Genomic DNA, 12,872 nt, shown 5'->3' with positions numbered 1-12,872 from the left:
TTTATTTTAAAATATAGTTTTTTAGCGATGAAAATAAGAAATTAACATTTTTCTGAGGCTAAAAGTCTAATTTTTAGTAACATTAATCAGTATATTTGTCAGCTATGATAAATATACTACTATTACAATGACAAAAAAGCTATTAATTATTTTGATAGTTATCATGCAGTCTGCATGGGGCTATTCTCAATCAAATCTATGGAGTGAAACATCAGAAGAGCGTTTAGTATCTTATGAAAAAACAGATCGTGCTGATATGCCGGTTGAATATCAGTTGTACCATCTGAATTTTGAAGCGATGAAAAACGTACTTTCGTCTGCTCCGTCAAGAAAGAATTTTTCAGGTGAATCTCAGGTAATTGTCTCTTTTCCTAATCTTGAAGGGCAACTGGAAAGATTCAGGATTTATGAGGCATCAGTAATGCATCCTGATCTTGCTTCAAATCATCCTGAAATACAATCTTATGTTGGTAAAGGAATTGATAACCCTACATCTACAATTCGTTTCAGCACCACTATTTTTGGTTTACATACAATTACCTTTTCAACAAAGGGAACTTATTATATAGATACTTATACTAAGGATCTTCAAAATTATATCTTATATAAAAAATCTAGCCTTACAGGCGGAAGGTCTTTTGACTGTGAAACAGCTGAAGCGGATGATGCAGTTGAGTTTGGTCAGAAATTTAATGTAAAAAATACTCAGTCTAACGATGGTGTTTTAAGAACTTACAGGCTGGCAATGGCTTGTACTTACACTTATGCACAATACCACTTTACTGCGGCGGGAGCTGCCAGCGGTACAACAGCTGAGAAAAAGGCTGCTGTTTTAGCGGCTATGAATGTTACCATGACAAGAGTTAATGGTATTTATGAAAAAGATTTTGCCATAACTATGGAAATTATACCTAATAATGAGAGTGTAATTTTTGTTACTTCAGGTTCTAATCCTTTTTCTAACGAAAATGGAAGTACTTTGTTAAGTGAGGTGCAAAGTGTTATTGATGGGAATATTGGTTTTTCAAATTATGATATTGGCCACGTAGTAAGTACCGGTGGTGGAGGTATAGCACAATTAGGTTGTGTTTGCAGTAACAGTAAAGCGAGAGGTGTAACCGGTAGCTCTAATCCTGTAGGAGATTCTTATGATGTAGATTATGTTTGCCACGAAATGGGTCACCAGTTTTCGGCAAGACATACTTTTAATGCAAGTGGAGGAAATTCGGGTTCTTGTAACGGAAACCGTAGTGCTCAAACAGCAGTAGAGCCAGGTAGTGGTACTACTATTATGGGTTATGCCGGTATTTGTGCAAATGCCGACGTACAGGAAAATTCTGATGCATATTTTCATGCAGTAAGTATAGGAGAAGTATTTTCTTTTATAAGCTCAATAAACTGTGCAGAAGAGACAGATAATAATAATGCTGCTCCTGAAATAGGTTTTCAGGGGGGTACATATATACCTAGGGCAACAGCATTTGTTTTGACGGCTACTGCTACTGATGCTGATGGTGATGCACTTACCTACTGTTGGGAAGAGACCGATGCAAATGGTTCTATTGTGGTTGGGTCTCCATCGCCTTTATCCAATGATGCTCCAATGTTCAGGTCTTTAAGCCCGGTTGATGTTCCGGAAAGATATTTCCCTCCTCTTGAAGATGTTTTAGATAATAATCTTTCTCCTCAATGGCAGGTTATCCCTATCGTGGGAAGAACGCTTAACTTTGCTCTTACTGTAAGGGATAATGCGGTTCCAAATGGTGGACAAACAGCGAGGATTAATAAACAGATTGTTGTTTTAGGTGACATAGGGCCTTTTGCTGTAACTTCTCAGCATGGATTTACTGAGGTTTGGCAAACTAATACAACTGAAACAATAACATGGGATGTTGCAGGAACTGACCAGACTCCTATGTTTACTACAAATGTTGATATACTTCTTTCTACTGATGGTGGACAGACATTTGAGATGTTTATTGAAAATACACCAAATGACGGTATTGAAACTTTTACGGTACCAACTACTCTTCCTGAGTCTCAAAACTGCAGGGTAATGGTTAGAGCTGTAGACAATGTGTATTATGCTGTTAATAGTATTCCTTTTGCTATTGAATTGTTAGATAATGAAGAGTTTGGTCTTAATGGCTTTGCTTTATATCCTAATCCTAACAATGGTAACTTTACCATATCATTCACTTCTGCTACAGCAAATGATATTAATGTAGCTGTGTATGATATGAGAGGAAGACAGATTTTGTCAAACAACTATGCAAATACAGGAACTTTCTCTAGTGATATAAATTTACAGGGAGTACAATCCGGAATTTATCTTGTTTCTGTTCAGGATGGCAGCAGAAAAGAAGTTAAGAAGATAGTGGTTCAGTAATAATCACGATAAATAAAAGAGGCGCCTTATAAAGCGCCTCTTTTTTATTTTATATCTGCTATTATTGTCTTTGTCTTTTGGTTTTGGATAACGTCAGGTAGTGTTATAATAACTTTTCCGTCTTTATATTCTGCATAACCGTCTTTAACCTCACGGTAACCTGCGATATCTTTGCAGTAGCAAAATACCCCGAAAAGCATTTTAATTTCACTATCCCTGTTTAAAGAAGCTACATCACTTGTTGTTTCAATAATTACTTCTTCTCTGTAAAAATCATCCTGAGCCTGTTGGTTAGGTGTTTTGGTGTAGGTGTACTTTAAAATACTTTTGCCTTCCTGTGCCTGAGATTCATAATACAGTTTACCTGCCCCGTTTTGTTTGTACACAAGACTACTGTCTTTAAGCACTTCAAACAAACATGTTCCCTGAGTAGGGCAGTTGCTTTCAAGATTGTAGTTTCCTGATTTTAAAACCGTATTCTGGCTCCCGCAAGATGCTAATGCTGTTACAAATGCTATTGATAGGATAATTTTTTTCATACTGTGTTTTTTAATTGTAAAAACAAACTTTAAGCCAAATTACATATTAAAGATTAAAGCGGTAGCCTGTTTATAATTTATTTACCATTAAAAGTATTCATGGTATTGTTTAGTCCTGCCAAAGCAAATGACTTAATAGCTTCTGATGCCATGTCAAGTCTTTCCGGAAGTTTAGCTTTTTCTTCCTCGCTCCATTCGCCTAAAACATAGTCTACCTGCTGGCCTTTTTTAAACTCATCGCTTATGCCGAAACGAAAGCGTGCATACTCGTTAGAGTTAAGTAGCAGTTGAGTGTTTTTAAGTCCGTTATGGCCTCCGTCACTTCCTTTTGCCTTAATCCTTATGGTGCCAAAAGCAAGGTTTAGGTCATCGGTAACCACAAGCAGGTTTTCCTTCGGTATGTTCTCTTTTTCCAGCCAGTATTTTATGGCTTTACCGCTCAGGTTCATGTAGGTGTTAGGCTTTAAAAGGATAAGTGTCCTTCCTTTTATTTTTACTTCGGCAATAGCACCCAGTTTTGCTGTTTCAAATTGTACACCTTCCTGTTGTGCCAGTCGGTCTACTACTTTAAAGCCAATGTTGTGGCGTGTATTTACATATTCGGCACCTATATTGCCCAGGCCTGCTATAAGATATTTTTTCATGGGGTCGATACTCTCAGCTGTCTTGTTTTGTTTAAAGAGATTTGTAAGCCATTTCATGCTTCAAAAATAGGCAACTTTGCCTTAAATAAAAAAAGCGTCCCGTAAAGGACGCTTTCTGTATAATTGAAAAAGAAATTATTTTTTCTTCTTTCCTGCATCTTTTGCAGCTTTTGCAGCTTCCTGAGCAGCTTTCATAGCAGCACGTGAAATTCTTACCTGTGCAACAACAGTGTTGTCCGGGTGAAGTAATTTGAAGTTGTCTGCAGGTACCTCAGTAACATAAAGTTTGTTACCCATTTCAAGGTTTGTAATGTTAGCCTCAACAAAGTCAGGAAGGTTAGCAGGTAAAGCTCTAACTTTAAGTTTACGTTGGTTAAGACGTAAAACACCACCAGCCATAACACCTTTAGAGTTACCAACAACTTTTACAGGAACTTCCATAGTGATTTCTTTCTCAGCATTTAACTGATAGAAGTCAATGTGTAAAATTTTGTCAGATACCGGGTGAAACTGTATATCCTGTAGGATAGCGTTGTAAGTTTTACCGGCAAGTTCAATTACCACAGTGTGTACGTTTGGAGTGTAAACCAGGTTTTTAAATCCTTTTTCGTCTGCAGTAAAGTGTACTGGCTGATCTCCTCCGTATAACACGCAAGGAACCATTCCAGCATTACGTGCCGTACGCGTTGCCGCTTTACCCACGCTTTCTCTTTCAGATCCTTTGATCGTAATTGATTTCATTTTGAAATATATTAATTAATAAAAAATTACATTAAAAATTTACCGCTTATAGAGTTGTTGCTGTGTACTTTGTGCATTACATCAGCAAACAGGTCAGCACATGTTACTACACGTATTTTGCTGCTCTCTTTTTTAAGCGGAATACTATCTGTAACAATCAGCTCAAGAAGCTGAGAGTTTTCGATTTTCTCATAAGCATTACCCGATAGTATAGCGTGTGTACATATAGCTCTTACGCTTAATGCACCTCTTTCCATCATCATGTCGGCAGCTTTTGTAAGTGTACCTCCTGTGTCAACCATGTCGTCAACAAGGATAATGTTACGTCCTCTAACATCACCAATAACCTCCATAGTTTCGATAACGTTAGCCTCTTTTCTCTGTTTGTAGCAGATAACTACGTCAGATCCTAAGAATTTAGAGTATGCGTAAGCCCTTTTAGATCCACCCATGTCCGGAGACGCAATTGTTAGGTTTTCAAGGTTAAGACTCTTAACGTATGGTAAGAATATTGTAGAAGCAAACAGGTGGTCTACCGGTTTTTCGAAAAAGCCCTGAATCTGGTCTGCATGAAGATCCATGGTCATAATTCTTGTAGCACCTGCCGATTCAAGAAGCTTAGCAACAAGCTTAGCTCCTATGGGAACCCTTGGTTTGTCTTTTCTGTCCTGTCTTGCCCATCCAAAATAAGGTATTACTGCTGTAATGTGTCTTGCAGAAGCTCTTTTTGCAGCATCAATCATTAGCAATAATTCCATTAAGTTGTCTGAACTTGGGAATGTAGAGCATACAAGGAAAACGCGAAGTCCTCTTATAGACTCTTCGAATGATGGCTGAAACTCACCGTCACTGTATTGTGAAAAAGTAATTTTTCCTAATTCAGTTCCATAACTTTTAGCGATTTTTTCTGCCAGGTATTCACTGTTAGAACATGAAAATATCTTAGCTTCCGGCTCTACGTATGACATCTTAAATACTTGTTTTGTAGTTATTTAGTGTGTTGTTTCTCTAAACGAGGTGCAAATTTAGGAATTTAATTGAACTCTGGAAGTTTTTTTGGGTTATTTTTATCTTACATTGGAATAATTTTTTACATTTGCACCCACATTTACTGAGGAAAATGCCTGGATGGCGGAATTGGTAGACGCGCACGACTCAAACTCGTGTACTACGGTGTGTGGGTTCGATTCCCACTCCAGGTACAAAACCCATTAGCTTTTGCTGGTGGGTTTTTTATTTTTATACTGAAAATTTCTTCTTTTGCAGCTTATTAACCAAATCCTATTATTGTTTTCTAGTATAAGTTGTTTACAGGAGATAGCAAATACTTAGGCTACTTTCTTTATAACATAGGTCACTATGCCCCATACTATAAACTGATTGTTTTCGGTAATTTTTATGGGGGTATAGGCTTTATTTTTGGGAATCACCTGGAGTCAGTTAGTATCTGTTACCAGGTAGCCGCCTTACTCAAACCCATGTTGTAGTTCGGTTTGTTTTTTATTCGTCAAGATCATATTCATTTATGTCAAGTGAAACCGTACGCAATTCAGTTAAGATTTTGTCTAAAATTAATAACCTGTCCAAAAGTAAATTTTCATTTTCAAGATCTTGCTCTGTAAGGTTTATAAGTTGTCCCACTAGTAAATCTTCCCTAAAATTATATTCCTTTTTCAGTATTACTTTCAGGTTTTCATTTTTTGTAAAGTCAATTAATGGAATAATTTCAACTTTAAATTTTTTTAGGTCAGGGTCAATGATATTCAGTCTGTAGTAGTATTTGTCAACTTTACCCAAAAGGAATGTTTCAAGTTCATTTACGATACTTCCCATACCACAAAGTCGCCCATAAAAGTCAAGTTTTTTGAAAGCTGGTTTGTCAAATATTCTTTTTCTGTCAACAAGGTTATTGTAATTATGAAGCACCGAAGCAATTACCACTATTAATGAAAAACCAAAAGCATAAAGTGACGAGTATGGAACTCTTTGAATAATTGGCTGTAGAGCCCAGCCGTTATTAATAATTGTTGGTAAGAACGTGAATGGAAAAATAAGTAAAAAAGATATTGTTAGTCCACGTAGAAGAGTCTGTCTTTCGGCAATTATTATGTTTAGCAGGTCTTTCATTAAGATGATTCACAACAATCCCGTCGCTTGGTGAGATTAAGGGAGCTAGAGGTAGAGTATTTTCAGTTATTATTAAAGTTCATTAGAAGCTTAAATTCCAAATCCGAAGGTTAATCCGCTTGGAGTAAAACACGTGTTATATGGAGTTATTCTTCATCCATCTTATCCAAAAGTCCAATCGTATCTGTCTTATAAAGATCAAAGTCAACTTCTGTTCCTGTCTTTCCCAGAAAGTCAATTGTTCTTTTATTCAGTCCAAAGTATGGTGTTGATGAATCTGGATTTATGTCTATGTATATTACGAACTGAATTCTTGTTGATAACTGCAGTTTTTCCTTGAGTCGGTTAATTGCATCCACCTTACATTCGAAAATGCCAACAAGTTGTTCTAATGGAGTTTCTAAATCTATCTCGCTTCCTACCTCTATTTGATATTTCCATGAAGTGGATATTGGCACAGGATGTTTTTTTATCTTCACCGAGGTCGGTTCTATGCCCAATTCCGTAGTCACGAGATTTGTGTCAAAGACTTCCGCATAAAAGGAAAAATACAAGTAGTTGTTGCATTCTGTCCCAGCATATGTTAGTTTCTGGTATGCCATTTAATATATAAGTTATTATACAATAAGTTTTTTTTTGAGGGTTAGCCTGAACTTTTCGATTAAGCAATTTGCTCCTATTACGCTTATACTGTGTTGTCAATATTTTTTTCAATGTCTGATATTTCAGCATTGTTAAACCAAGTATTATTTTTTCACGAAACTATTCATTTTTATTTCGTGAAAGAACACCTGTAACCACATTTCGTTAAATTACGTCTAATATATTATTTTCGTATAAGTTAGATGCTACAAAAGTAAAGATTAATGGATTATGAAAGGATTATAAAAGCATTATCAGAAAGGTTTGTTTATGTAAGCTATGCAAATGGCTAAGCTACTTTCTTTATCACATAGGTCACTATGCCCCATACTACAAACTGATTGTTTTCGGTAATTTTTATTGGGGTATAAGCTTTATTTTCAGGCATTAGATACAGGCAATCAGTATCTGTTACCAGTCTTTTAACGGTGAATTCGCCATCTACCAGGCAAACGGCTATTTTTCCGTTTGAAGGCTCCATGCTGCGGTCTACAACCAGTATGTCGGCATTGTTTATGCCTGCATCTATCATAGAGTTACCCGATACCCTGATGTAAAAGGTACTTAACGGATTTTTACTGAGCTCCCTGTTAAGATCAATCTTGGTTTCCATAAAATCCTGTGCAGGAGACGGAAATCCCGCCGAAACTCCGTGTGATATATAGGGTAGGGGGCTTTTGCTTTCCATATCGGGAGCATATATATTAAGCGCCCTGTATTTATTGCTTGCTATCAACATTTATCTGTAGTATTTCATTAAAGTTTGTGGTATATCGGGGAGAGAGCATTTCCTGTTTCATATCCCAGGTTTTTTTTGCCTGCGATGCCAGTCTCAGTATCCTGTCGCCCATTTTGGTATTTATGTTGTCCATGGCTTTCATAAGCGCCATGTGTCTTGGGTTTTCGTCAATAAACAAATTAAATTGTCGTGTATTTTCCGGTATAAGGTCGGTTACTATAACCCCTGCCTTTTTAAATATTACCGATTCTGTTTCTGCCAGCATACTTTTTAAAAGTGTTACCGCCGCATTACTTATTGTAATACCAGATTGCGAAGCAAATGGCAGTAAGGCTGCCCTGCTGTAATAGTATTTTGGGTTATTCAGTTTGTGTTTATCGGCTACCAGTGTAACGATTATGGTATGACAACAGCTTTGCTGTTTTCTAAGCTTTTCGGCGGTAACCATTGCAAAAGTTGTAATGCGTTCCCGTAAAAGGTCAAAGTCCGATATCTGTTTCGGGAAAGTTCGTGTTGTAGCTATGCTCCTTCTCACTTCAGGAACCTGTCCGTCGCCTATAGCGGGTTTGCCCTCCAGTTCATATTTAATGCGTAGCCCGGTCACTCCCATTTCTTTTCTTATCCATGCCTCCAGATGAGGTTCGGTAAAGTCTAAGGCAGTATTTACTTTTTTTGCCTTTAGCTTTTTTACGGTTCGGTAGCCAATTCCCCATACATCTTCAATCTTTAGCCACTTTAACGCCTTAATTCGTTTTTCGTCGGTATCTATAACATAAACCCCTCCCGTTTTATCCTGAAATTTTTTGGCTATCCTTTTTGCGGCTTTAGACAGTGTTTTTGTAGGGGCAAACCCTACACAAATGGGCAAGCCAATCCATTTGGCTACGGTTTCGCGAATTTGCTGCCCGTAGTTGTTGTGGTTTTCAATAGTAATACCGTTAAAATCAAGAAAGGCCTCATCAATACTATACACTTCTACATTAGGGGTAAAAAGTTCCATTATTTTCATTACCCTTTCGCTAAGGTCTCCATATAAGGGATAGTTAGACGAAAACACCTTTACATTATGTTCCCTGAGTAAATCGCGTACTTTAAACTCGGGAGCTGCCATTGGTACACCCATTGCTTTTGCCTCTTCACTGCGCGATATAATACAGCCGTCGTTATTGGAAAGTACAACAACCGGCCTGTCCTGATACTTAGGCTGAAAGGCCCTTTCGCAGGATACATAAAAGTTATTACAGTCTATAAGGGCATACATAAAGCAAATGTATGAAAATAATCTTATATAAGAAAATAATCTTATAGTTTGAGTTGATGTTAAAGAAAGGATAAACTGCCCGTATAGTGGTGCTTTCCAGTGATTTGCTTCGTAAATTTATTGGACAATTAAAACATTATAATATGTCATTATTAAATAACAAAGTGGCTGTTGTTTCCGGAGGTGGATCCGGAATAGGACGAGCCATAGCAGAGACGTATGCACAGGAAGGTGCTAAAGTGGTAATAGCCGATATTAATGAGGCGCATGGAGAAGAAACTGTAAACCATATTAAGAAAGCCGGGGGAGAGGCTTTTTTTATTAAGGCCGATTCCTCTAAAGCTGAGGATAACAAGAAACTTGTTGAAGCAATAGTATCTAAATACGGCAGACTGGATATTGCATGCAATAATGCGGGTATAGGTGGTCCTGCTGCACCAACGGGAGAGTATGATATTGATGCCTGGGATAAGGTTATTGGCCTAAATCTTAGCGGTGTATTTTATGCCTGCCGTTATCAGATTGAACAGATGATGAAAAACGGAGGAGGAAGTATAGTCAATATTGCTTCTATTCACGGTACTGTAGCAGCACCAAACAGTCCTGCCTATACTGCTTCTAAGCACGGTGTTGTGGGGCTTACAAAAAATATCGCAGCAGAATACGGACAGAAAAATATACGTTGTAATGCCGTTGGCCCCGGATATATAGAAACGCCGTTACTTACTGACCATCTTAATAAGGAAATGATGGAAGCGGTTGCTGCAAAAAGTACGATGAACAGATTAGGAACACCACAGGAGATTGCCGATTTGGTTACTTTTCTTAGTTCTGATAAATCGTCATTCACTACCGGAAGCTATATAATTGCCGATGGAGGTTATACTGCAATATAAAATCAACGCATAAAACAAAAAAGCCCTTCAGTATGAAGGGCTTTTTTGTTGTTTTATTTTATTATAGATATTTTAAAACCAAATCAGGGTATATGCCCAGTGCAATGTTTAATAAAATAGCAATTACTGCTACCACACTGTAAGCAAAAGGTACAGTCTGTTTTTCTTCTGTACTGTCTTTTGTATACATTGCCAGTATTAGTTTAAAGTAGTAACCTACACTTATAATAGAGTTTACCACTGCAATTATTACGATTGCTACCTGTCCTGCTCTTAGCACTTCACCAAATAGGAAGAATTTTGCAAAGAATCCTGAGAAAATAGGGATACCAGCCATTGATAGAAGCGAACACGTTAATACGGCAGCCATTAATGGGTGGGTTTTTCCTAATCCGTTAAAATTGTATATTTCTTCGTTTCCTTTATTTCCGCAAACACTTAATACTACAGCAAAGGCAGCTATACCTGCCAGGCCGTAAGCGGCAGCGTAGTAAAACAGTACACCTGTGGTTGTAGGAGGGCTCAGGAAAACCATTAGCATAAAACCGGCATGTGAAATACCTGAAAACGCAAGCATACGTTTAACATTACTTTGTTTTAATGCCATAAGGTTACCTACAAACATAGATAGTGCCGATACAATTATGATAATAGTTACATAAGTACCCGGTACTTCGTGGTTAAGGCCTTTCATTAGCTTGAAAAATGCAGCCATTGCCGCTACTTTTGCAAGTGTACTCATGGTAGCTGTTGTAAGAGCAGGAGATCCTTCATATACATCCGGTGCCCAAAAATGGAAAGGTACAGCGGCTATTTTAAATAGTAAACCTATAGTAAGTAAAACGATACCGATAAAGAACCATCCGGGAATATTACCAGCGCTTACTGTATTGTAAATTGTATCTACATCAAAAGACCCTGTTGCACCATATATTAATGCAATTCCAAAAAGAATAACACCAGAAGCAAACGATCCCATAAGGAAGTATTTCATACCCGCCTCATTACTGCTTACATTTCTAGGCTCACTTGCAGCAAGTACATACAGGGAAATAGATAGGATTTCTATTCCAAGGAAGAACATGGCAAGGTTACCAAACGATACCATAGCAACAGCACCTGCAAGAAGGAATAGTTTTATGGCAACAAAATCTGATATTTTAGTTTTATGATTTTTATGAAATTCCGGGCTAAGGGCAACCAGGAAAGTAGTAAGCACGATAAACAGGGCAGAAAATATTCTTGAATAGTTATTCTCTACAATCATGTTATTGTAGTAAGTGTTTCCTACCAGGTTTAATTCTGTTACGTTAAGGCCCAATATAGCAAGCAATCCGATGATACTTACCGGGACAATGGCTTTTCTCAGATTGAAAATTTCAGCTATAAGGCATATAATCCCTAATCCTGCAATAGCTATTAATGTAGTCATTTCTTATCGGGCTTAATTAGATGTTTTTATATGTAATATTATATTCTCAAGTACAGGCGATACAAAGTTTACAATTGGTTTAGGGTATAAACCAAAGAACAACAGCACACCTATTATCAGCACAAATACAAAGCCTTCGCCAAAAGTTACATCGGCAAATACTTTTGTGTTTTGCTCTCCAAGCATAACCTGCTGGAACATTTTAAGCATGTAAAATGCACCTAGTATGATGGTAGTACCCCCCAGTATAGCAAACCATATATTAGTTTGCGCAAGGCTGTAAAGTACTTCAAACTCACCAACAAAGTTAAAGGTAGACGGTAGCGCTACAGAAGCAAGTACCAGTATCATGAACATAGAGGTAAATCGTGGGGTTTGTACCCTTATACCACCCATTTCACTTATTTCGGTTGTATTATATCTTCTTTGAATTATTTCTGCAGCATAAAAAAGTCCTACCACTACAAAACCGTGAGCTACCATTTGCAATACTGCACCTCTAAGACCATCAATTGTAAGTGTGTAAACACCGGCCGCAATAAGTCCAACGTGTGCAAGGGATGAATAGGCAAGAAGCTTTTTAAGATCCTGTTGTTTTAAAGCCAGTATAGAGCCATATATAACACCAGCAATACATAATGCGATTAGCGGATACATATATTCTTTTGCCGGAGCCGGAGCTATTGGCAACTGCCATCTTATAATACTGTAAATTGCCATTTTAAGCATAATACCCGATAAAAGCATAGTACCTGCTGTAGGTGCTTTTTGGTATACGTTTGCCTGCCATGTATGGAATGGTATAATAGGAATCTTAATAGCATAAGCAATAAAGAATGCAAAGAAGATCCAAAACTGCTCAGTACCGTTAAGTTGTAATCTTAAGAAAGTATAGTTTAGGAAAGATCCTGTTTTTTGGTACAGGTATACAAATGCCACAAGCATGAACAGTGAACCTGCAAAAGTGTAGATAAAGAATTTAACCACATCCTTTTTTCTTGCTTCGGCTTCACCACCACCCCATATAAGGGCAATAAAGTAAATTGGGATTAATGAAAGTTCCCAGAAAATATAGTATAAAAGTCCGTCACCGCTTAAAAAAGTTCCTGCCATAGCAAAAACCATAAGCATTATAAGACCGTAGAAAGACTTCGCCTTATTTTGTACTTTTTTAAATGTTGAAAGTATTATTATCGGAGCCAATGCTGTGGTAAGCAATACCATAGTAAGCGACAGCCCATCGGCCAGAAAGCTAAACTGGATGTTAGGTACTCTTATCCATGGGCGTGTATATCCCACTTCTACACCATTGCTTTGTAAGTAGCTTATGTATAATGTTAATCCGAAAGCTGCTAAGCTAAAAAATGCGGCAACTTTTGAAGCCAGTTTATCGCCTGCAAAATAAGTTGCTGCAGCTCCAATAAGTAAAGTGATAAGTATAATTAATACGTCCATCAGGTAT

General features: G+C 37.5%; 12 protein-coding genes and 1 tRNA gene. 3 read left to right on the top strand and 10 right to left on the bottom strand.

The window, feature by feature from the left end; translation table 11 throughout:
• Positions 1 to 127 precede the first annotated feature (127 nt).
• A complete protein-coding gene (locus FUA48_RS02775) occupies positions 128 to 2,389 on the top strand; it encodes a zinc-dependent metalloprotease (protein WP_147582005.1) in 2,262 nt (753 codons plus the stop codon).
• Between the two features lie 44 nt (positions 2,390 to 2,433).
• Here the strand turns inward: FUA48_RS02775 and FUA48_RS02770 are convergent, their stop codons facing one another.
• The 4 genes from FUA48_RS02770 to FUA48_RS02755 form a co-directional block, all read right to left on the bottom strand.
• Positions 2,434 to 2,928, bottom strand: coding sequence for a hypothetical protein (locus tag FUA48_RS02770; protein ID WP_147582004.1), 495 nt, complete (start codon positions 2,926 to 2,928; stop codon positions 2,434 to 2,436).
• Positions 2,929 to 3,005: 77 nt separating this feature from the next.
• A complete protein-coding gene (pth, locus tag FUA48_RS02765; protein WP_147582003.1) occupies positions 3,006 to 3,629 on the bottom strand; it encodes an aminoacyl-tRNA hydrolase in 624 nt (207 codons plus the stop codon).
• Between the two features lie 78 nt (positions 3,630 to 3,707).
• Complete coding sequence (locus FUA48_RS02760) at positions 3,708 to 4,313, bottom strand: 50S ribosomal protein L25/general stress protein Ctc (protein WP_129752235.1); 606 nt, start codon at positions 4,311 to 4,313, stop codon at positions 3,708 to 3,710.
• 26 nt (positions 4,314 to 4,339) lie between these two features.
• Positions 4,340 to 5,281: a ribose-phosphate pyrophosphokinase gene (locus FUA48_RS02755; RefSeq protein WP_147582002.1), complete on the bottom strand. Its 942-nt coding sequence runs from the start codon at positions 5,279 to 5,281 to the stop codon at positions 4,340 to 4,342.
• A gap of 154 nt (positions 5,282 to 5,435) precedes the next feature.
• Here FUA48_RS02755 and FUA48_RS02750 point away from each other — a divergent pair.
• Positions 5,436 to 5,515 (top strand) — tRNA-Leu (locus FUA48_RS02750).
• Between the two features lie 298 nt (positions 5,516 to 5,813).
• Here FUA48_RS02750 and FUA48_RS02740 read toward each other — a convergent pair.
• The 4 genes from FUA48_RS02740 to FUA48_RS02725 form a co-directional block, all read right to left on the bottom strand.
• The gene (locus tag FUA48_RS02740) at positions 5,814 to 6,440 is read right to left on the bottom strand and encodes a hypothetical protein (RefSeq protein ID WP_147582001.1); all 627 of its coding nucleotides are present in this window, start codon (positions 6,438 to 6,440) and stop codon (positions 5,814 to 5,816) included.
• 146 nt (positions 6,441 to 6,586) lie between these two features.
• Complete coding sequence (locus FUA48_RS02735) at positions 6,587 to 7,042, bottom strand: DUF4279 domain-containing protein (RefSeq protein WP_147582000.1); 456 nt, start codon at positions 7,040 to 7,042, stop codon at positions 6,587 to 6,589.
• A 329-nt stretch (positions 7,043 to 7,371) separates the two neighbouring features.
• Positions 7,372 to 7,821 (bottom strand): LexA family protein, encoded by a 450-nt coding sequence (locus tag FUA48_RS02730; protein ID WP_147581999.1) that lies wholly within the window; start codon positions 7,819 to 7,821, stop codon positions 7,372 to 7,374.
• Complete coding sequence (locus FUA48_RS02725; protein WP_147581998.1) at positions 7,802 to 9,082, bottom strand: Y-family DNA polymerase; 1,281 nt, start codon at positions 9,080 to 9,082, stop codon at positions 7,802 to 7,804. The genes FUA48_RS02730 and FUA48_RS02725 overlap by 20 nt, the downstream gene beginning before the upstream one ends.
• Before the next feature lie 143 nt (positions 9,083 to 9,225).
• Here FUA48_RS02725 and FUA48_RS02720 point away from each other — a divergent pair, with 143 nt between their 5' ends.
• Positions 9,226 to 9,978, top strand: coding sequence for an SDR family NAD(P)-dependent oxidoreductase (locus FUA48_RS02720; RefSeq protein WP_147581997.1), 753 nt, complete (start codon positions 9,226 to 9,228; stop codon positions 9,976 to 9,978).
• A gap of 61 nt (positions 9,979 to 10,039) precedes the next feature.
• On the opposite strand, the gene FUA48_RS02715 is transcribed toward FUA48_RS02720, so the two are convergent.
• Together FUA48_RS02715 and FUA48_RS02710 are read right to left on the bottom strand one after the other, a co-directional pair.
• Positions 10,040 to 11,410: an NADH-quinone oxidoreductase subunit N gene (locus FUA48_RS02715; RefSeq protein WP_147581996.1), complete on the bottom strand. Its 1,371-nt coding sequence runs from the start codon at positions 11,408 to 11,410 to the stop codon at positions 10,040 to 10,042.
• 12 nt (positions 11,411 to 11,422) lie between these two features.
• Positions 11,423 to 12,865 carry a complex I subunit 4 family protein gene (locus FUA48_RS02710; RefSeq protein WP_147581995.1) on the bottom strand — a complete coding sequence of 481 codons (1,443 nt, stop codon included), beginning with the start codon at positions 12,863 to 12,865 and terminating at the stop codon, positions 11,423 to 11,425.
• Positions 12,866 to 12,872: the final 7 nt, after the last annotated feature.

The sequence above is a fragment of the Flavobacterium alkalisoli genome, assembly GCF_008000935.1.
Lineage (GTDB): Bacteria > Bacteroidota > Bacteroidia > Flavobacteriales > Flavobacteriaceae > Flavobacterium > Flavobacterium alkalisoli.
This window is presented reverse-complemented; position numbering and strand designations above follow the sequence as displayed.